The organism is Chitinophagales bacterium, from assembly GCA_019638515.1.
Classification (GTDB): Bacteria; Bacteroidota; Bacteroidia; order Chitinophagales; family LD1; genus UBA7692.
Genome location: JAHBTS010000004.1, coordinates 137,130 through 158,072, shown reverse-complemented (window position 1 = coordinate 158,072; position 20,943 = coordinate 137,130). Strand labels below are relative to the sequence as shown.

The 20,943-nt window shown below is 38.5% G+C and carries 23 protein-coding genes; 6 read left to right on the top strand and 17 right to left on the bottom strand.

What is annotated here, in order from left to right; translation table 11 throughout:
• Positions 1-34 precede the first annotated feature (34 nt).
• Positions 35-283, top strand: coding sequence for an ATP synthase F1 subunit epsilon (gene atpC, locus KF872_09025; GenBank protein ID MBX2903685.1), 249 nt, complete (start codon positions 35-37; stop codon positions 281-283).
• A 130-nt stretch (positions 284-413) separates the two neighbouring features.
• Here the strand turns inward: atpC and KF872_09020 are convergent, their stop codons facing one another.
• From KF872_09020 to KF872_08985, 8 genes are all read right to left on the bottom strand, one after another.
• Positions 414-1,157 carry a hypothetical protein gene (locus KF872_09020; GenBank protein MBX2903684.1) on the bottom strand — a complete coding sequence of 248 codons (744 nt, stop codon included), beginning with the start codon at positions 1,155-1,157 and terminating at the stop codon, positions 414-416.
• 79 nt (positions 1,158-1,236) lie between these two features.
• Positions 1,237-1,611: a GxxExxY protein gene (locus tag KF872_09015; GenBank protein ID MBX2903683.1), complete on the bottom strand. Its 375-nt coding sequence runs from the start codon at positions 1,609-1,611 to the stop codon at positions 1,237-1,239.
• Between the two features lie 156 nt (positions 1,612-1,767).
• The gene (locus KF872_09010; GenBank protein MBX2903682.1) at positions 1,768-2,712 is read right to left on the bottom strand and encodes a hypothetical protein; all 945 of its coding nucleotides are present in this window, start codon (positions 2,710-2,712) and stop codon (positions 1,768-1,770) included.
• Positions 2,713-2,798: 86 nt separating this feature from the next.
• Positions 2,799-3,158, bottom strand: coding sequence for a four helix bundle protein (locus tag KF872_09005; GenBank protein ID MBX2903681.1), 360 nt, complete (start codon positions 3,156-3,158; stop codon positions 2,799-2,801).
• Between the two features lie 26 nt (positions 3,159-3,184).
• On the bottom strand, positions 3,185-4,792 hold the full coding sequence (locus KF872_09000) for a Na+/H+ antiporter (GenBank protein MBX2903680.1): 1,608 nt from the start codon (positions 4,790-4,792) through the stop codon (positions 3,185-3,187).
• Between the two features lie 47 nt (positions 4,793-4,839).
• A complete protein-coding gene (locus KF872_08995; protein ID MBX2903679.1) occupies positions 4,840-5,241 on the bottom strand; it encodes a hypothetical protein in 402 nt (133 codons plus the stop codon).
• Positions 5,242-5,270: 29 nt separating this feature from the next.
• Positions 5,271-5,621: a DoxX family protein gene (locus KF872_08990; protein ID MBX2903678.1), complete on the bottom strand. Its 351-nt coding sequence runs from the start codon at positions 5,619-5,621 to the stop codon at positions 5,271-5,273.
• Positions 5,618-6,004 (bottom strand): AraC family transcriptional regulator, encoded by a 387-nt coding sequence (locus KF872_08985; GenBank protein MBX2903677.1) that lies wholly within the window; start codon positions 6,002-6,004, stop codon positions 5,618-5,620. Before KF872_08985 ends, KF872_08990 begins: the two co-directional genes overlap by 4 nt.
• A 291-nt stretch (positions 6,005-6,295) precedes the next feature.
• Between KF872_08985 and KF872_08980 the strand changes: the two genes are divergently transcribed.
• On the top strand, positions 6,296-6,883 hold the full coding sequence (locus KF872_08980; protein MBX2903676.1) for a hypothetical protein: 588 nt from the start codon (positions 6,296-6,298) through the stop codon (positions 6,881-6,883).
• Positions 6,884-6,899: 16 nt separating this feature from the next.
• Here KF872_08980 and KF872_08975 read toward each other — a convergent pair whose 3' ends face one another.
• The gene (locus KF872_08975) at positions 6,900-8,582 is read right to left on the bottom strand and encodes an Ig-like domain-containing protein (protein ID MBX2903675.1); all 1,683 of its coding nucleotides are present in this window, start codon (positions 8,580-8,582) and stop codon (positions 6,900-6,902) included.
• Positions 8,583-8,600: 18 nt separating this feature from the next.
• A complete protein-coding gene (mnmG, locus tag KF872_08970; GenBank protein ID MBX2903674.1) occupies positions 8,601-10,496 on the bottom strand; it encodes a tRNA uridine-5-carboxymethylaminomethyl(34) synthesis enzyme MnmG in 1,896 nt (631 codons plus the stop codon).
• A gap of 380 nt (positions 10,497-10,876) precedes the next feature.
• Here mnmG and gcvP point away from each other — a divergent pair, with 380 nt between their 5' ends.
• Complete coding sequence (gene gcvP, locus KF872_08965; GenBank protein ID MBX2903673.1) at positions 10,877-13,771, top strand: aminomethyl-transferring glycine dehydrogenase; 2,895 nt, start codon at positions 10,877-10,879, stop codon at positions 13,769-13,771.
• A gap of 67 nt (positions 13,772-13,838) precedes the next feature.
• Positions 13,839-14,351 (top strand): metallophosphoesterase family protein, encoded by a 513-nt coding sequence (locus tag KF872_08960; protein ID MBX2903672.1) that lies wholly within the window; start codon positions 13,839-13,841, stop codon positions 14,349-14,351.
• Positions 14,352-14,834: 483 nt separating this feature from the next.
• Here the strand turns inward: KF872_08960 and hpt are convergent, their stop codons facing one another.
• The 7 genes from hpt to KF872_08925 all read right to left on the bottom strand — a co-directional run bounded on the left by hpt (position 14,835) and on the right by KF872_08925 (position 19,573).
• Positions 14,835-15,383, bottom strand: a complete 549-nt coding sequence (gene hpt, locus KF872_08955) for a hypoxanthine phosphoribosyltransferase (protein ID MBX2903671.1) — start codon at positions 15,381-15,383, stop codon at positions 14,835-14,837.
• 87 nt (positions 15,384-15,470) lie between these two features.
• On the bottom strand, positions 15,471-16,199 hold the full coding sequence (locus KF872_08950) for an RluA family pseudouridine synthase (GenBank protein ID MBX2903670.1): 729 nt from the start codon (positions 16,197-16,199) through the stop codon (positions 15,471-15,473).
• Positions 16,196-16,456, bottom strand: a complete 261-nt coding sequence (locus KF872_08945) for a Smr/MutS family protein (GenBank protein ID MBX2903669.1) — start codon at positions 16,454-16,456, stop codon at positions 16,196-16,198. The genes KF872_08950 and KF872_08945 overlap by 4 nt, the downstream gene beginning before the upstream one ends.
• Positions 16,457-16,462: 6 nt before the next feature.
• Positions 16,463-17,107 carry a cation transporter gene (locus tag KF872_08940; protein MBX2903668.1) on the bottom strand — a complete coding sequence of 215 codons (645 nt, stop codon included), beginning with the start codon at positions 17,105-17,107 and terminating at the stop codon, positions 16,463-16,465.
• A gap of 20 nt (positions 17,108-17,127) precedes the next feature.
• Positions 17,128-17,523: a preprotein translocase subunit SecG gene (gene secG / locus KF872_08935; protein MBX2903667.1), complete on the bottom strand. Its 396-nt coding sequence runs from the start codon at positions 17,521-17,523 to the stop codon at positions 17,128-17,130.
• Between the two features lie 5 nt (positions 17,524-17,528).
• Positions 17,529-18,458: a hypothetical protein gene (locus tag KF872_08930; protein ID MBX2903666.1), complete on the bottom strand. Its 930-nt coding sequence runs from the start codon at positions 18,456-18,458 to the stop codon at positions 17,529-17,531.
• A gap of 74 nt (positions 18,459-18,532) precedes the next feature.
• Positions 18,533-19,573 (bottom strand): NAD(P)-dependent glycerol-3-phosphate dehydrogenase, encoded by a 1,041-nt coding sequence (locus tag KF872_08925; protein ID MBX2903665.1) that lies wholly within the window; start codon positions 19,571-19,573, stop codon positions 18,533-18,535.
• A 134-nt stretch (positions 19,574-19,707) separates the two neighbouring features.
• On the opposite strand from KF872_08925, the gene KF872_08920 reads away from it, so the two are divergent.
• Positions 19,708-20,370: a hypothetical protein gene (locus KF872_08920; GenBank protein MBX2903664.1), complete on the top strand. Its 663-nt coding sequence runs from the start codon at positions 19,708-19,710 to the stop codon at positions 20,368-20,370.
• Between the two features lie 194 nt (positions 20,371-20,564).
• Complete coding sequence (locus KF872_08915) at positions 20,565-20,942, top strand: hypothetical protein (GenBank protein MBX2903663.1); 378 nt, start codon at positions 20,565-20,567, stop codon at positions 20,940-20,942.
• Position 20,943: the final 1 nt, after the last annotated feature.

The following is a 20,943-nucleotide window of genomic DNA, read 5'->3' as shown; positions in this document are numbered from 1 at the left end:
GCTTCGCACTTATTCGGACTTTCAAAAAGAAAAAATGAAATTAGAAATTCTAACACCGGAAAAGGTTCTTTACAACGGAGAGGCATCGCTGGTGCAGTTACCCGGAGTAGATGGCTTGTTTGAAATACTCAACGGACACGCGCCTTTAATTGCTGCGCTTGGCTCTGGAGTTGTAAAATATAAATCGCCTACCGAAACCGTAACTTTCGATATTTCGGGTGGCTTTGCCGAATGCCTAAACAATACTGTAAATGTGTTGGTAGAAGGTACCGGAAGTAAATAACCAAGCAAAAAAACAATTAAAAAGGCTACTCAAGTGAGTAGCCTTTTTTGTTTTTACTAGAGTGTGTATTCTCTAGCTGTTGTGCCCTCTTTTCTATGAAACGTATTTTATATTTTGTATCGCTATTTTCTTATTGGTAATACGCTTTCAATAAACTTTCTCGAACTCCTGTTTCAAGATTCAGGCAATCAAATTTCTTATACTCACAGAAAGAGCCCATGTCTTTATCGCCATTGATAAATACAGCGCCAACCAACAACACATACTTGCATGGGTAATGGGTTTGCTTTACCAATTCCTCCATGCGCATGTCTATGGCTTCGTACATTACTTCCGTAGCTTCAAATATTTTATTGGATGCGGTTTTTATCCGGTTGGCTTGTTTTAAAAATATTTGTTCGATGGTGTTTTGCTGATAATCCAAATCGGTAACATTTCCTTCTATGATTTCATTGTTTAATAACTTTCCTAATGCACCTTTAGCCGCCCCGCAACATGCAGAGTTGGAAGACTGCCCAATTCGGTGAATTTCTCCGATGTTGCCGTCTTTGGTAATGCCAATATGTGGCGCATAAAACACCAGTACGGCTCCATCTTCGGGCACGTGGTGTGCAAAGGCGTTCATACCGGTAATCCCTGCAAACGGAAAACCGTCTAAACCACCCAGATGAAAAGGCCCTAACATTTCATATGCTCTTGGTGGATACTGTATGGCATTCACATCATCGCAGCACATACTGTCAGCATGCATGAGTTGATGCGGTTTTAAACCTAATTCTCTTTCGATGGTGTCTAAAAGACGGTTAACGGTATCAATAGAAGTGAATGCTTTGGGATACCATTTTCTTACGGTTTCTAAATGTAGATTATTCATATTTTTTGTGTGCCACAGATGCACAGATAGTAGAATACAAAATCATCTGTGCATCTGTGGTATATCTTCTTTTAATCAGTTAAAAAATTAGTCTTTTATAGTTCAGTTTTAGTTCTCCAAAATTCATCAATAGCCCTACTTCATTTCCAGATACTTTTAAGTAATTCAATGTTTGGGCAATGTGTTCTTCAGCTATAGTTTTTACGCCTTTTACTTCTAAGATTATCTGGTCGAATACCACAAAATCTGCATAAAATTTATGCTGCAAAATAATTCCTTTGTAATTGACACTATATTCTTTTTCTCGTTCGTAGAATATGCCTGCTTTTTTGAATTCTAATTCCAAAGCATCTTTATACACAATTTCCAAAAAGCCCGCGCCCAGCGTATTGTGTACTTCCATACAAACACCAATGATTTTATAGGTTTCTTCTTTTAATGGGAAATGTGTCATGCTTTATTTCTTTTTGCTACAAATGCACAGATAACTCATGTTTATTTCTTTTTGCCACTGATGCACAGATAACTCATGCTTTATTTCTTTTTGCTACAGATGAGATAACTCATGTTTTATTCATCAGTGGCATATTTAACTTATTCGCGTTATTAACTACATTAAAATATTATTCTGTGGTTGAATAGCCGGTGGCAAATCTTTTTCACCCAGCATTTCTCTCAAATCAATTTCTATCATTCGGCTTATCTGTGTAATAGGAATATCGTTTGCTCCGCCTTCAAATGGATTTTCGGTGCTTTCGCCAATTTGTTCGAGCACCAAAAACACCCAACCCACCAATACACTCAAGGGTATCGTCAACCAAATAACCCAATCGCCATTTTTATCCATCAGCTTTGATAACTCACCAAGAAAGCCAAACGGAATAAGTAAACACAGCAAGTTGGTAAAGTATAAATTGATACTTGAAAACTGGCGCGGATAAGGAAAGTTTTTGATACGTTCAGCTTTGCCTTGTTGGTCGTATAAATCTTTTAACTGATTTTCTAATGCTACATAATTGAAATCGGAAATTACTCCTTGCTTATTCAACGCTTTTATGCGTTCAGATTGCTGAGCCAAAATTTGTGTTGCCCTGTTTTTGGTTGAAAGCATGTGCTGCCTTTCTGAATCGGATAGAAATGCTTTTAGTTCATCCTCTAAATTGCTTTCCCACTCAGGCACTTTGTAATATTTCAGATACGCTTTGTTGTAGCTTTTGGTTTTTATGTTCTCCCAGCTTTTTGTTTCGCGGAGTTGAAAGCGAAGTGCGGTGAGCCAGGCAAAATGGCGATAGACGATTTCTTTTTGCAAGTCTTTTTCATTTTCACTTGTGCGAACAAAGTCTTTGGTCATCATGCCAAATGCCCTGCTGCTGTTGATGATAGCACCATAAATGGTTCGGGCTTCCCACATACGATTGTAGGTTTGGGTATTTTTAAACCCGGAAATGAACGCAGTTGCCGTACCAACCAACGCCACCGGAACCCATGGGATTGCCAGCCAGTTCCAATCAAGAAAATAAAACAAAGCCGCAGGAACAAGACTCAGAAAAAGCATTTTAATTATCTTCTGCTTTGTCCAGGGAAGAAAGTGATGAAGCTTGTAGTGGCTACCTATGTTCATTGTCAATTACAAATTATAAATTACGAATTACGGGCTTTGAGAGTGATTTGAATCTTGCCAAGAATTCTACAAAGTTCGTCTGCTTCGTTTAACAAACATGTACCTTCCTGTTCGGACAAAAACGCTGTTGCTTGCAATAATTTTATCCAATAAACAGTTTCTCTTGCCTCCTTATACGATATGCTAATCTTAGATAGAAAATCTTTATTCGATTGTCCTCCTATTGATTCTTCAATATTGGCACCTATCGAGGTGCCGGAACGTAAAAGTTGTTTGGATAAAACAAATTCCTTTTTTTCAACGGTCAAATATTTATATGCATTTACTATCCTTATTGCAAATGCAAATGATTTTTGTTGAACTATATTATTACCTTTCATTGTTGTAATTATTAATTCGCAATTTATCAATGGCTGGTACCCGTAATTCTTAATTCATTCAAATCTAATTGCAATTCGGCTTTACGGATTTCCTCATCGCTGAAGTATTTTTCTTTACGTAGTACAAAAAGCTCTTTGCGTTGTTGGGCAAAAATATCGAGCAATGCATCGTGGTAAAAATCCAGTTCTTTTTGTTCGGTTTCGTGACATACCAACGATTCTAATCGTTGTGTGTCATTCAAAACGGTTTCTTCCAGATGACTTTTATAAAAACCAATCATCTCATTTTCTTTAACTGCTTCAGGATACTTTTCTTGAATAATTTTTAAAGCCAGATTGTTTAATCGCAATTGTATGCCCGCTTCCTGTTCATCTTCAGGAATGATGTTGTCAATCTCTTCGAGCTTGATGAGTTTAATTAAAAAAGGCAAGGTCAATCCCTGAAAAACCAACGTAACAAAAATGACAACGAAGGTTACAAACACAATCAAATTGCGTTGTGGAAATTCGGTACCATCACTCATCAACATCGGAATGGAAAGTGCGGTAGCCAATGAAACCACACCACGCATTCCTGCCCAACTCATTGCCATCGGTAATTTCCATCCGGGCGAAGGTTCTTTCCGCTCTTTGGCACTAATCCATCGCGGAAGATGCATGGTTGGATAAACCCATAAAAAACGCAAGGCAATTACAATAGCGCTAATGATTAAACCGTATTTAATACCATCGGCTATGGAGTATTCGCCCAATCCCGCAACGATTTCAGGAAGCGAAAGACCGATGAAAATAAATACCAAGGCATTCATTACAAAAATCATGGTTGTCCATACGCCCAACATATTTAAACGTGTACTCCCTGTTTGAAAAACCTCATGCGAACGATACGAAATAAACAACCCCCCACTTACTACTGCCATCACTCCCGAATAGTGAAAATGTTCTGCTGCTAAAAACAAAACATACGGTGTCATTACCGTTAAAGCCGCATCAATAGCAGGTGTGGTGGGCAAAAAGCGATGAATAACATACATTACATGCGCACCCGCAAGACCAATTACAACACCCATTCCGGCAACGAGGAAAAACTGTCCGGTAGCTTCTTGCATTGAAAATGTTCCAGTCAAAACCGCTGCCAAGGCGAATTTGAAAACAATAAGTGAAGAAGCATCATTCACCAAACTCTCACCTTCCAATATCGTCAATAACCGCTTGGGTACTTTCATGCCTTTTAATACAGTAGCTGCAGCAATGGCATCGGGTGGCGACACAATGCCCCCCAACAAAAAACCCAAAGCCAGCGTAAAGCCCGGAATAAAGGAAGCCGATGCATAGGCGACCACCATGGAGGTAAAAAACACCAACCCAAAAGCCAATTGCGAAATGGGGCGTTTCCACTTCCAGAAATCATTCCATGAAGTGTACCATGCGGCTTCGTATAGTAAAGGTGGCAAGAAGATTAAGAAAATCAATTCTGGCTCTAAATGCAACTGCGGAACACCCGGAATAAAACTAATTCCCAAGCCGGCTATCACTAAGAAAATGGGATACGCAACATGAATGCGCCTAGCCAGCATTACCAACAGAAAAACGGCAAATAAAAGAGCTAAAACATATAGTAATGTAAGGTGCATATTCATCGAGTGAATGAACCAATTATTAAGGTTAATAAATAAAAAAGTTATTTCGACTGTCCAATATCCAAACGGTTAAATTTCCCATCTGCTTGTTGATGAAACTTAAAATAGACTTTGAAAGTTCCCCATTGCCCGGCAAAGAAATTTCCGAAAATATCTTTACCGTTGTTCTCTACTTTATCAATAGTCAAGAATTTTTCTTTATGCTTAAACGCATTATCAAAAAAGGAAGTAAAATCCATGGTTCTGTCGTCATCGGTAAACACAGCATCATTTGTAAAAAAAGAAAACCATGCCTTCTTATCATTGTTTTGCAGTGCTTCAATGGCTTGCTTTACTTGAGGATTGATAATTTTTGAAATATCCATCTTTTGTTCTGTTTTTGTTTGAATTGTTGAAGATTTTGCTTTTAATGGTTGTGCCTGTAGGCTAATAGTAGAAGCCAACAAAAGTAGTATCAATGCCCCTTTCATCATTAGCTGTTTTTTAAAGGGTGTTGCAAATAAATAATTAGTAAATTGAGCAACAGAAACGGCACTTCAATGGCTGCGCCTTTCAAATCTTTATGCAAGAGTTGCATACAAATAATCAGTAAAATTCCTGCTGCCATCAATAAATTACCCCACACAAATGTTCGTGGAAACATGATGAACAAAGCCGATAGCAAGGTAACAGCACCATTCACTATTACAAAATTTCTACCGAGGTTCCACTTGCCAAACATTTCCAACATTTCTGGTTTGGCAGTAAGCATATTCCAACCGTGTTTAATGCCCATAAACACCGCAAATAGCATTAAGATGGCATTTGCAATTTTTAGTATCATATATTTTTTAGTTTTCTGTTATCTCTGTACTTGCTTGGTGTTTGTCCAACAAACTTCTTGAAGAACTTGGAAAAATTAGAAGGGTCATACGTCATTATTCTTGCTATTTCTGCTACAGATATATTAGTTTCTACAAGCATCCTTTTTGCTTCTTCAATGATTCTTTGATCGTAGAAATAACAAGGGTGATTACCTGTTTCTTTTTGTATTGTTTCTGTTAAGTGCTTATGAGAAACATGCAAGTCCTTGGCTATCTGATTGATTTCCATAAATTCATTTACTCTTTGCGAAACAACCTCTGCAATATGTTTTTCTAAAAACTGAAAATATTTTTCAGTGATTTTTTGGCTACTTTTTTCTGTACTTCTTTTGGATTTATTCATCTTTTAGAAGAGTAATAAGTATTACAAATATGCTACTTTATTAGTTGCAGCCAATGGTGAACTTTTCGGTTATTTGAAAAGTTTCCGCTTTAAAGTTTGAAAGTATCTGTCTAGCATAGGTGTTTTTGCGAGCTTTCAACTGATTTTATAACACTGCCAAGTTAGACGGGAAACAAGTTTTTTCAACAAGATTTTTTAGTATCATTGGTGTGGTTTTCAATAGCAATAATGCGAAAGCTACACTCGTTTAAAAGATTTTCTTTGCATCATATCTTTGTTTAAACATCTTAGATGAAACGCTTTTTTACCGCCATCTTTTTATTGGTTATTTTACTTTCTGCCTGCCAACCAGATTTTTCTCCCAAACCCAAAGCCTATCCGCGTGTAGTGTTCCCGGAACGTGGATATACCTTGTTTTCGCCAGCAAACTGTCCCTACGAATTTGAAATTCCAGCCTATGCAAAAGCGGAAGAAGATACATTGTATTTCAATAAAAATATTGAAGGAAGTTGTTGGTATAACATTGTGTTACCCGATTTTAATGGCGTTGTAAATTTTACTTACAAACCAATTAGCGATACTCAAAAACTAGAAAAGTTGATTGAAGATGCTCACAAACTTTCGTTTAAACATACCAAACGTGCCGATTATATTGATGAGGTAGCAATTCAAAACCCCAATAAAGTGGGTGGTTTACTCTATGAAGTAGGCGGCAATGCTGCTTCAAATGTGCAGTTCTTTTTAACCGATTCTATACACCATTTTATTCGGGGAGCTTTGTATTTTAACAACGAACCAAATGCCGATTCCATGAAGCCCGTTATAGATTTTGTGAAAGAAGATTTACGCGTAATGCTTAAAACTTTCCGCTGGAAATAAAGTTACGATATCGAGTTTAATCTAATTTTAACTCAAACTCTGCTTCCCACCCACCTTTTAGTGCCGGAATTTCTCTGTAGTACTTTACGGGTTCTGGCTGTAATCGCTCATCAAAATTTCCTGCATCCCAAACACCGTTTTTATTTAAATCTTCTATTACGCGAATAACATAATTGCCCTCTGCAAAATTTTTGAACACATACGTTTTACCTACGGCTCCTGGCACAAAAATTCTCTCGTGCAACTTCTTATTAGCTAAATCTAATATTTCTACAATTCTAAATGCAGACGATGTGCTATTTACTTTCAATTTCAGCCCTCCATAGTTTTCTGCTCCGTTGGTTTGAAATTTCAGTTTTGTGGTATCGTTAGAAAAACCAAGTATGTCTAAAAATTTTCCGGGAGGAATAAAAAGTGTATAAAAACTATTCTCTTCTTTTGGAAACTCCACAGTTGAAAAAAGTTTTGTTTTTTCATCTATTGACATTTTGGGGAAATGCTGCTGTCCTGTAGAATCATTCTTTACAAAAATGGCGGGCGTAGAATCGTTTATTTCGGCTATTGGTCGGGAAAAGAATATTTTAAGCGCTTCATACACGCCACACGCATAAAAAGATTGCTCAATTTGTGCAGCCTTACCAGCTTTAACATGTTGAAAATCAATCCTTAATGAGTTCTTATTTGCTGTTCTGGCAGAATCAATTAAAATTGGTTTTAATTTGATTCTGGCGGTATCTTTGAGCGTATCGTTTACAAATAAATATAATGTGTCCTCTTTTTTATCTATCGCTTCGTGCCAAATTACAAGAGTGTCTTTTGCATCATTAAAATAAGAAATGTGCTTTCTTTCAGCCAACGCTCCTTCTACCCTTATTGTTTTTACTATTCCAGAAAACACTAGCTGCAATTTTCCCGGCTCTGTCTGCTCGGCTTCAATAAGTTTAGGGTTTTGATTGGGTTGGGTAAACAATTGAAGATTCTGCACCAAAATTGCCGAGTCTTTTAGGTTTATACTTTCATCCACAAAGGCTATTTTCTCGGTACTTTGGTCAAAAATAAAATTCATATTCTGATCCTTCAACGCGGCAATAGAGTACTCCTCCGGTTTTACATGGTTAATAGAATAATTTCCTTTTCTATCTGTAATAGCAAAATACTTTGGTTTGGTTGTTCTTATACTACTCAGTGAATCCTTCTTGTAAAGCATCACCAAAACATCTTCAACCGGCTCTCCGGTAAAAGCATCGGTGAGTTTTCCTCCTACCGACTGTGTATCAATTTTATCTCCGGTAGAAAAAACATACGTAAAATTCTTTACGGGATTAGACTCGTTTATATCTCTTATGTCATCGGCAAAATTCAAGATATATGTAGTATTATTTTCTAGGTTTTCGGGAAGCGTAACTGTGATTGTTTTAAGATTTATTCTAACTTTTGGATTGGTTGCTGCTGGTGGCGACATAAGCGTTCTTGCAAACGAGCTGTTTTCAAGATACTCATTAAAGCGTATTTTTATTTTCTTCTCCCTAAAATTTACGGTTTGGGATGGCGGGCTGCTCGATACGTGCTGAGGGGGATCGGCATCTTTTTTTCCTCCGGTTGGTGCTACTTCATTCGCACAGGAGGCAACAAAAATTGCCAGAGCAACCACATAAACAAGTAGCTTTATCTTATCCTGTATATTCTTTTTGGCTGTCAACTCTTTCTTTTTAGTCTTTTACCTTCCCATGTGAACCAACAATACAGAAATATCTGCCGGGCTAACACCACTTATTCTGCTTGCCTGTCCAATACTTTCGGGTTTAATTTTTGCCAATTTAACCCTTGCTTCCATCGAAAGGGCTTTCAATGTTGAATAATCAAACGTGGGATTCAGCTTTATATTTTCTAGCCGGGTTATCTTATCTGCCATTTCAACCTCTTTTTCTATATAAGTAGCATATTTTATTTCTGTTTCGGCACTTTCTAAAAACTCAGATTCGTATTTTTGGCAAAACACCTGTACCTCCGGAATAGCACTTATGAGCATTTGTAAATCTATTTGTGGACGAAGGAGTATCTTTTCAAGTTTTGTTTTTTGCCTAATTTCTGCAGAACCTGCACTTACCAGCAGTGAATTTATGGCTTCTGGCTCTACAGAATAATTTTGAATAAACTTTAGTGTTTCACTAATAGATTGTTGCTTTTGTTGTACGCGACCCCATCTTTCTTCGTCTGCTAAGCCCAATTGATAACCCAATTCCGTAAGGCGAAGATCGGCATTGTCTTGTCTAAGCAAGATGCGGTATTCCGCCCGCGATGTAAACATCCTATACGGCTCATCGGTTCCTTTGTTTATTAAATCATCTATTAACACTCCAATGTATGCTTCGGAGCGCTTTAACACAAAGGGGGCCTTCTCGTTTGCTTGTAGGTGTGCATTTATGCCTGCCATTAAGCCTTGGCAGGCAGCTTCTTCATATCCGGTGGTGCCGTTTATTTGTCCGGCAAAATACAAACCTTTCACCAGTTTTGTTTCGAGAGTGTATGAAAGTTGGGTTGGGGGAAAGTAGTCGTACTCTATGGCATATCCCGGGCGAAACATCTTCATGTGCTCAAATCCGGGTATTTCTTTCAAAGCTTTATATTGAACATCTTCCGGCAATGAGGTTGAAAAGCCATTTACATATATCTCTACGGTATTCCATCCCTCCGGCTCTACAAAAATTTGATGGCGGTCTTTATCTGCAAACCTGTCTATTTTATCTTCTACCGATGGACAATAGCGCGGACCAAGCCCTTTAATTCTTCCCGAAAACATGGGTGATTTATCGAATCCTGTTCGGAGAATATCGTGTACTTTGGTATTGGTATATGTTATCCAACAGGGCAGCTGTTCTTTTTGCTGAGTGCTATTTTCCGATGATCCTGCAAAAGGATTTGTATTAGGTTTGTAGGAAAAACCAACTGCGTTTTCATCTCCGTTTTGCCTTTCCATTTTGGCATAATCAAGGCTTCTTCCGTCTATTCTTGGTGGCGTTCCGGTTTTCATTCTTCCGGCCTCGAAACCGAGCTCCACTAATTGTTCTGTAATTCCGTGTGCAGCTTTTTCGCCAGCCCGCCCGCCTCCGAAACTTTTTTCACCTATATGTATAAGCCCATTTAAAAAGGTTCCATTGGTAAGCACTACCGATTTAGCCTTAACCTCTAAACCCATAGCAGTACGCACTCCACACACCCTGCCATTTTTTACTAGCAAACCGCTTATCATTTCCTGCCAAAAATCTACATTGGGCGTTTGCTCTAGCATTTCGCGCCAAGTGGCAGCAAACAACATTCTGTCGTTTTGAGTGCGGGGACTCCACATTGCGGGACCTTTAGAGCGGTTCAGCATTCTAAACTGAACCATGCTTTTATCAGAAACAACTCCAGAATAACCACCCAGCGCATCAATCTCTCTAACTATTTGTCCCTTTGCAACTCCGCCCATTGCCGGATTACAACTCATTTGCGCAATGGTTTGCATATTCATTGTAACCAATAAAACCCTAGAGCCTAAATTAGCGGCAGCCGCTGCAGCCTCGCAGCCGGCATGTCCGGCACCAACAACAATTACATCGTATTCTGGAAACATAAAGCGCAAAGGTACATACAGAAATTAGATTTTAGAACTTAGATTTTGGTTTGTTCCACGTGGAACAAAATAGAGAGCATCCACTCAGATAAAAAAGCAAAATGTTCCACGTGGAACAAGCGGAAGCTAACCCCTAGCGCAAAGTAGTCTCCGATATTTCTTAAACCCGGTTAGAAAATTGAATAATAAATAAACACAACATATATAAATATGGTTTTTAATGGCTTATGTGTTGTTTTTAAAGTTTTTTTCTGGTGAAATAACACCCTCCTCTGTTCTTATCTCTCCTTTTCTCTAAAACCAAAGAAGTAAGCCCTCTTTTTTCACGATAGCTTCTTTTATATTCGCAGCGCTTTTTCAAAAACTAAATTCTTTTTGCCGTGAAAATATCACTTTCTTCTACCGACAATTTTATTAACCGCCACATTGGAACATTTGCCGTAAATACTGAAAAAGAAATGCTTACTGCTATTGGCGTAAACTCTTTAGATGAACTTATAGACCAAACTGTTCCGGCCAACATTCGCAAAAAAGACACCCTCAACATTCCTGCTGCGTTGAGTGAATTTGAATACCTCAAAAACTTAAAGTCGGTTGCTGCTAAAAACAAAGTATTCCGCTCATATATTGGCTTGGGATATTACGGCACCATCACTCCCGCAGCTATAAGAAGAAACATTTTTGAAAACCCGGGTTGGTACACACAATATACTCCTTACCAAGCAGAGATTGCACAAGGGCGTTTAGAGGCGTTGTTAAACTATCAAACTATGGTGAGCGACCTTACCGGATTCCCCATAGCAAACGCTTCCTTATTAGATGAAGGAACTGCTGCTGCAGAAGCTATGCACCTTTTTTACGGTGTTAAAAACAAAGTTGCCGAAACTGCCAATAAATTCTTTGTTTCTGATTTGTGCTTTCCACAAACCATTGATGTTTTAAAAACACGTGCTAACTTTATTGGTATAGAGTTAGTGGTTGGCAACCACGAAACTATTGAATTAGACGCCTCTTATTTTGGTGCTTTATTGCAATATCCTGCTGCCGATGGAGATGCCATCAATTACCGCAACTTTATAGAAAAAGCTAAAGCTGTAGAGTGTTATGTAACGCTTGCTACCGATTTACTGGCTTTGGCTTTACTAACGCCACCAGCTGAACTAGGAGCCGATTGCGCAGTAGGTAGTGCTCAACGCTTTGGTGTGCCAATGGGTTACGGAGGCCCTCACGCAGCTTTCTTTGCTATAAAAGATGAATACAAACGTATTATTCCGGGAAGAATTATTGGTGTTTCAATAGATAGCAATGGCAACCCAGCTCTACGCATGGCTTTGCAAACACGCGAACAGCATATTAGAAGAGAAAAAGCTACATCAAATATTTGTACCGCACAAGCCTTACTTGCTATTATGAACGGCATGTATGCCGTATATCACGGAGCAGAAGGAATTAAAAATATTGCACTCCGCATACATAGCTTAGCTGTTTATTTAGCTAAAGAATTAGAAAACCTCGGCTATCAACTACACTCAAAAAGTTTCTTTGATACAGTTACCATAAAAACCAACGGAGATAATACCCTCTTAGAAAATATTCGCAACCAAGCTTTGGCTACCGGTTTTAACTTCAACTATACTAAGCAGGGATTTGTAAGCATTGCATTAGACGAAACAGTTTTGCCTGGCGATTTGCAAGAACTAATTTCTGTTTTTGCTGCAGTAAAAAACAACTCAAAAACTATTTCTCTTCCGGCTGCTATAGAAGTAGAATTATCTATTGAAAAAAGCCTTATTCGTCAATCGCCTTTTCTTACACATGCTGTATTTAATACACACCACAGCGAAAGCCAATTGATGCGCTACATTAAGTCATTAGAAAATAAAGACCTAAGCCTTACTAAAAGTATGATTCCTCTTGGCTCTTGTACTATGAAACTTAATGCCGCTGCAGAATTAGAGCCGGTTAGTTGGAGTGAATTTAACTTACACCCTTTTGTACCCGCTAACCAAGCCGAAGGATATGCCCAAATTATTAAGGAATTAGAAAACTACTTAAGTGAAATAACCGGTTTTGCAGCTACTTCTCTTCAACCAAATAGCGGTGCACAAGGTGAATACGCAGGACTTTTAGTAATTAGAGCTTACCAAAAAGACAAAGGAGAAGCACATAGAAATATTGCACTTATCCCTGCTTCGGCACACGGTACAAATCCTGCAAGTGCAGTAATGGTTGGTTTAAAAGTAGTAGTAGTAGCTACCGATAGCCACGGCAATATTGATTTTGAAGATTTACTTGCAAAAGCCGAACAATATAAAGATAACTTATGCTGCCTTATGGCTACATATCCTTCTACACACGGAGTATTTGAGCATAAGATAAAAGATATTTGCGAAGTAATACATGCAAATGGAGGACAAGTTTATATGGATGGAGCCAACTTAAATGCACAAGTTGGTTTAACTTCTCCGGCAATTATTGGCGCAGATGTAAACCATATTAACCTTCATAAAACCTTTGCTATTCCACATGGTGGCGGAGGACCCGGAATGGGACCAATTTGTGTAGCTGCACATTTAGCACCATACCTTCCCGGAAATCCGGTAGTAAAAACCGGAGGCGAAAAAGCTATCAATGCAGTAAGTGCAGCTCCTTTTGGCAGCGCTTCTATTTTGCTTATTTCTTATGGCTATATAAAAATGTTGGGAGCAGCAGGAATTACCAATGCCACACGCTATGCTATTTTAAATGCCAACTACCTAAAAGCTCGCTTAGAAGAATACTATCAAGTTTTATATGTTGGTAAAGAACATGGCAGGGTTGCACACGAGCTTATTTTAGATTTCAGACAGTTTAAACACACCGTAGGTATAGAAGTAGAAGATGTTGCCAAACGCTTAATGGATTATGGTTTCCATGCTCCTACAGTTTCTTTTCCTGTTGCAGGAACACTTATGATAGAACCAACAGAAAGTGAAGATAAAGCCGAACTCGACCGCTTTTGCGAAGCACTAATTTCTATTAAAAAAGAAATAGAAGCCATTGAAAATAAAACAATGGATGCAAGCAATAATCCACTAAAAAATGCACCACACACTGCAGCAGTAGTAATAAACGAAAACTGGAATCGCCCATATACTCGCGAAACAGCTGTTTATCCGCTACCTTTCACAAAAGAAAACAAGTTTTGGCCTAGTGTTGGTAGAGTAAACAATTCACATGGCGATAGAAATTTAATCTGTACTTGCCCAAGTGTAGAAAGCTACGCTGAGGCATAAATTTTCTTCCACTAAAATTGGTTATTACAAGCTTATATTCATATTGCAATAACCAAACATTTTTTAGTTGAAAAAAATAGGATTACTCTCAGACACACACAGCTACTTAGACCAAAAAATTTTTGACCACTTTAAAGAAGTGGATGAGATTTGGCATGCCGGAGATGCGGGTAGTATTGAACTTTTAGATACACTAAAAAAATTTAAGCCATTACGAGCTGTTTATGGAAATATAGACAACAATTCGGTACGCTCCGAATATCCTGAAGACAACCGTTTTACCATCGAAGAATTAGATATCTGGATTACACACATTGGAGGCTATCCGGGAAACTACAGCTCCAGAGTAAGAAACATTCTGCAAGCTAAACCTCCCGATATTTTCATTTGCGGCCATTCGCACATATTGCGAGTAATGCGCGACCCAAAATACAAAAACATGCTTTGCCTAAATCCAGGTGCTGCGGGCATACACGGTTTTCATAAAATAAAAACCCTTTTGCGCTTTACACTCGATAAAAAAAAGATAAGCAATTTAGAAGCCATTGAATTAGGGAAAAGAGGAGAAATTATTCCTTAACAGCAATTCAAAAAAAAGAAAGACTTTTTCCTATTTAAACTTTATACACACCTTAATAAATAACTGTAAAAAACTCTTTTTAAAAAGAATAAAGAACAGCCATTATTAAGGCTGTGTATTGTTTGAAAAGTTTTAAAAACAAACACTTGCTTTTATACTTATTACACTATAACTAACAACTATTACACAAGAAGAATATAGTAATATCAATGGTTTTTAATTACAACTAACATACTGTTGAAAGCTAACTAACATAGTAATGAAGAAAAAAGATTGCACACAATTTACTTTGTAGCATGTTGATATTACTAAACTTTATTCCACACTAAAAAAAGGAAAACCGAGAAGAAAATTTTTTAGAAAAGCACAAAAAAAATTTCACCGCGAATTCAACTTTTATTCACATAAAAACCAACGGTTTCAACAAAAAATTTGTGGAGAAAAAAGAAATGGATAAAACACTGAACAAAAAGATAGAAAGGCTTATACTATCTTATATATATTACGCAAATTTCTTCCCAAGCCATCGTAATCTAAACCATAACCAACAATAAAATCGTTAGGAATTTCTAAACCCACAAAATCTACTTTTAAATCGGCTTTCAGCGCTTTTGGTTTAAATAAAAGAGAGCAAATTTTAATAGAAGCAGGAAGTTGCAATTCCATTTCAGGAAGAAGGCGAGCCAAAGTATTTCCGGTATCAATAATATCTTCTACAATAATTACATGCCTTCCCGAAATATTCTCACTTAAACCAATTTTTTCTTGGAGCGATCCGCTAGAGTTTGTGCCGGAATAAGAACTTGCTTTAATAAAAGAAAACTCACAGTCTATATTTAAAAATTTTGCGAGGTCGGCAGTAAACATAAACGAACCGTTTAGCACAGGAATAAGAAGCGGTTTCTTTCCTTCGTATGCCTGGTTTATTTCTTCTGCAACAGATTTTACGGCAGCCAAAATTTTTTCTTCTTCAATAAAAATTGAAAACTGCTTATCGTGCAGCGAAACAATATTTTCGGTTTGTTTGTTCATATTTAAAAGAAAGGCGAAAAATAGAAAAACTAAAAAGGAAAAAAGGGAAACCGATTTCAACACATGTAAAGAAGAAAAACAAAAACATTACGTATCGTTTTTGCGCAACAGTTTGAGTAAAGTTTCTAGGTCTTTTGGAAGAGGAGCTTCTACCGAAATTTTTTGTTGAGAAAAGGGATGTGTAAAAGAAAGAGAAGCTGCGTGAAGCGTTAGGCGAGCAATGGTTGGGCGCTCGGGTTCTTCTTCGTTTCGCTTAAATTTTTTAATACAAGAAGAAATATAAAAAGCCTTTGTATCGGTATAAATTTCATCTACTAAAAGCGGATGCGAAATAGATTTTAAATGAACACGAATTTGATGGGTTCTGCCGGTATAAATATTTACACGCAGCAGGGCGGCATGCCTAAAATTTTCTTTTACCCAAAATTCCGAAATAGCTTCTTTTCCTTTCGGATGTATTTTCATGGTGCCGGGGCGTGCCGGATTTTCTGCCAAAGGTTCGTTGATAATCCCGTGTGTTTCCAACATATTTCCTTTAACCACGGCTAAGTATTCTTTTTCTATGTTTCTGCCTTCAAACAAAATATTGAGTGCTTTGTGTGCCTCTTCGGTTTTTGCAAAGCATAAAGCACCACTGGTTTGTTTGTCTATTCTATGCACCACCAATAAAGGACCCAAGGTTTTTTCTAACTGCCCAACAAAAGATTTTTCTCTATCGCCATTGCGCTCCGGTATGGCAGCAATGCCGCTCGGCTTATTGGCAACAACAAAATAGTTATCTTCAAAAAGAATGGTATTGGTTTGCTGGAGACTCATTTTTCGAAACGGAAATAAACAAACAATCTACCAAAGTTTTTACTGTCGTTTTCTATACGGTGGTATTTAGATTTTATATGTGGCTGTTGTAAAAAACGCTCTACTTTTTTGCGTAGTTGCCCGCTGCCTTTGCCGGGTATAATTTCTACTTCTCTTATCTTGTTTTCCACAGCATCGTCAAAAGCTTCTTGCAAAGCTTTGTCTATGGCTTTGTTGTTGTTATAGATTGGATGTAAATCAACTTTTATACGAGCCATAAAAAATTAAGAAAGCGCCTCTCTCCACGATTTTGAAATTAAGCCAATGCTCCAGCGCAAAATAACGGCACTACCAACCAAACCGAGTAGCGGATCTAACCAAATGATGTTGGCAAAATAAATGGCAGAAAGAGAAAGCAGCGCCATGCAACTTAAAACCACATCGCTCAACACATGTATGTATGCGGCTTTTAGCGTTAGGTCCATTTTTTCTTCCTCGCGGTGAAGCACATAAGCGCTAACAGCATTTACCAATAAACTAAAGAAAGCTACAAAAAAAGACTCTTTAGTAACAACTACTTCGGGTTTAATAAAATGCTCAATGGCTTCGTAAATCATAAAGCCGGTAACCATCAATAAAATAACGGCACTGGCAAAACCGCTGAGCGCTAAAATTCGCTGCTCTTTTTGTTGCGTAAGTTCGCTTTTGCTCAGGCGAATGTATAAGTACGCAGCCCATGCCAAAAGCAGCACCAGCACGTGCGAAAGCATGTGCCAACCATCCATAATTAAAGTAACAGATTTGGTGCTGTAGCCTACGCTTAACTCTAAAAGCATAGCCACCACAGAAATAACTACAACAATTTGTGTACTTCGTTCATTGGCCTGCCTGTGGTAATGAACATGATCGTGATGATGATGGTGCCCCATAAAAAATAAAGGGGAAAAAATTACTGAGCCGGAGTTGCTGGAGCAGCGTTGTTTTCTGCCGGAGCAGCTTGTGCCGGAGCGCCTTGAGCCGGAGCAGCTTGTGGCAATGCACCAGGATTAAAAGGCTGGTTTGCCATTTGCTGTTCTACTTCACTCTTTTCTACTTGGGTTTTAGATTTTACGGCAGAGCGTTTATCAATAAAAAATGCAGAGCCAATGCTAAAAACCAAAAGAAGAATAGCCAAAGTCCAAGTAGCTTTTTCTACCATATCGGTGCTTCTGCGAGCGCCCAAAATTTGTTGGCCAACACCGCCAAAAGAAGAAGAAAGTCCACCACCTTTTGGGTTTTGAATTAAAACTACTAAAGAAAGCAATAAGCAAACTATAATGATGAAAACTGTAATTACGATATACATTTCAATTAAATTTTTTGTTTCAATTTTTGAATGTGGGCTGCGAAATAAGTGCTTTTAAGCGGAAACTTCAAACACAACTGCTCATAAACAAGAATAGCTTGTTTTGTTTTTCCTTGTTTTTCTAACAAAACAGCAATTGTTTCTGTAATTGGAAGCCGCGAATTTTCATCGAAATCGGGCGAAGGAAGTTGCTGCTTTTTCTGGCGTTTTTGAGTGGCTATAAAATCCGACAACCCTTTTGAATAGTGGGTTTCGGCCTCTATTTTGTTTTCTAAAGCAGTATATGGAATATTGCTTTGAATAAGCATTTCCAGTTCGTCTTTTTTGGGCTTTTCTTCTTTGGCTTTTGGCGCAGGAGCAGCGATGAATATTTTTTTATCTTTTTCGGTGCTAAAATGAGCCAGCCAGCCGGAAAACGATTGTTCGGCTATATTTTCTTCTTGTATTGCAGGTGGTTCAATTGCTTCAACCGAAGTTTTATGAGCGGCACTTTCTACCAAATCTACATCTGTTGTTTCGGCTTCGATTTGCAACTGGGTTTCTGTATGTTCAATAGCGGGTGAATCAACCAATTCGGTTTCGGGAGTTGGAGGAGCTATGAGATTTAAGTTAAGTGGAGCCGCGGCTTCTGCCAGAGTATTATCAACTTCAATAGCAATAGATTGCTCGTTTGGCGTATAAAGAATGGCTTCTGCCGGAGTTGCTACTTCTACCGTTTCTTTTTCTTTAGCCGGGGCAGATTCGGTTTGCAGCAAATAGTTTTTAAACCAAACTCGATTTTTTACATATGGAACAGTTTGCTGTACCAATGCTTGCGAAGACTCTTTTTTTGCAAGCACGGCACGCGCAGCGGCAAACCACGGATATGCTGCCAAGTGTATTTCCAAATGCTCTTTTGGAAGCGTTTCTAAATGTTGAATGAGTGCAGTGTTCAAAATAAAAAACTAAATAAGCAATAACACATATTGGAATTAGGAAATGCGAAGCTAATTGTTTTGTGGCACATCGTTTATAGCTTCAAGTATTCGGCATCTTCATTTACCGGATAGCGCATTAAAAAAGTAATGGCGCGCTCCATGTCCCAGTCTTCAAAAAAAACTTTGTTGAGCGAAAGAAGAATGGGAGCCGGTTGCTTTACTTTATCTACAATTAGTTTTCCGATTTTAAGTGTGCGCACACCTTCTGCCACTTCGCCCAAGTCGGCAAGAATGGTGTTTAGCTTTTCACCTTTGGCAATTCGGTAGCCTACGGTATAATTTCTTGATTTTGGAGAAGAGCAAGTGGCAATTAAATCGCCAATACCCGCCATTCCTAAAAAAGCTTTTTTATCGGCACCTAGGGCTTTTCCTAAATAAATCATTTCTGCCACACCGCGTGTAATAAGCATGGCGCGGGCATTTTCGCCATAGCCCAAACCGCTTAGGGCGCCTGATGCTAAAGCAACATAATTTTTAAGCACTCCGGTAAGTTCTATTCCCAATAAATCTTTACTTCCAAAAACCTGAAAGCGGTCACTGCGCAGGCATCCTTGTCCTTCGCGAATAACCTCATCAAATCGGCTGGCAATAACGGTAGCTGCCGGCTGGTGCTCTGCAAGCTCTGCGGCAAGGTTGGGTCCGGCCAGGCAGCCAACGCGCACCACTCCGGTTTCTTCGCGAATAAGTTCGCTCATGGTTTTTATTTCTTTAAGCGAAATGCTTTCGGCTGTGGCTGTATCTAAATCAAACTCCGTGTGCAAACCTTTGGTGGCGTGAATAACAATATGATCCGGACGAAGAAAAGGCGAGCAGTCGCGAATCATAGATTTAAAATGTTGCGAAGGAACGGCCGGAAAGATAATATAACAATTTTCGGCAACCTCTTCCAGCGACTCCGCTACATGAACTCGCTCATGCAGGGCATAACCGTGCAACATTCTGGTAGCGCGAATTTGTTCGGTAGTTTCCGGTGTGCGTCCGTATAAAAACACACGTATATTCTCGGCTAGTAAATTGGCTATTACCGAACCAAAACTTCCCGTGCCAATAACTCCGGCTATTTTTTCTTTCATGCTTGTTTTACAATGGCGAAGTTAAACTAAATGTAGAGGTGTGGAAATAGTAAAAAACGGCACTAAATTTTTTTGTAACCTTTTAAAGAGGTGCTTACTCCAATAGGGTATTACCAAACAAAAAATTTATAGAAATGAAAAACACCACCAGCCAAGCAGCTCCATCTTTATGGAAGAAAGCAACCATTATTTTAACTACCATATTGGTGCCAATGCTTATGATGCAAAGTTGTAAGAAAGATGAAGTTTCGCCTTTAGACACAGCAAATTACAAAACCTTCAACAGCAATATGCGAAAACTGTGGAGCGACCATATGCAATGGACATATTCAACGGTAGATGCATTTTTTAATAATTCTGATGGTTTGCAGGCGCAGCTGAATAGATTGCTGCAAAATCAAAAAGATATTGGAGCAGCTATTGTTCCATATTATGGGCAAGCCGCAGGCGACCAGCTCACAGCATTGCTTACCGATCACATAAACAAAGCGGTTCCTGTATTAACAGCAGCTAAAAACAACGACCAAGCCGCACTGAATACTGCTTTGGCAGATTGGTATGCTAATGCAGAGCAAATTGCAGATTTTCTTTCTGCTGCCAATCCCAATTGGGCACAATCCGATATGCGACACATGATGAAAATGCACATAGACCAAACCACCGCATACGCTGTAGATTTATTGAAAAAAGACTATACCGCAGCCGTTCAGAAATATGAAGAAGCACACAACCACATGTTAGAAATGGCAGATGATTTATCGGAAGGAATTGCAAAGCAGTTTCCAAGCAAATTTTAACTTATCAACCAAGTACCCGCCCAATCATTTTTCCCAAAGGCTGTTTCTTATAGAGGCAGCCTTTTTGTTGCAAAAACGTGTCCAAAACACAGCACTAAATTTTTTTTGTAACCTTTTAAAGAAGTACTTACTCCAATATAATATATGCACCAAGCGTGCACCAATTATTCAACACCAACTTAAATACTTAAAACATGGAAACCAACAGTAAAAATCAAACACAAGCATTCAATTTATTAAAGTACACTTTTGTAGTAGTTCCAATTGTTGCGGGAGCAGATAAGTTTACAAATTTGCTTACACAGTGGGAGCAATACATAAATCCATCTATGGCAGCCCTGTTACCATTTTCGGCAGCCACATTTATGATGATAGTAGGCGTGGTAGAAATAGTAGCCGGATTATTGGTTTTCAAAAAACCGGAAATAGGCGGATATGTAGTGGCAGCTTGGCTTACACTAATTGCCTTAACTTTGCTGGCAGGGTTTAATTATGTAGATGTAGCAGTTCGCGACTTAGTAATGGCAATAGCAGCCCTTGCAATGGCAAAACTTTCTAAAACAAACGCATAAA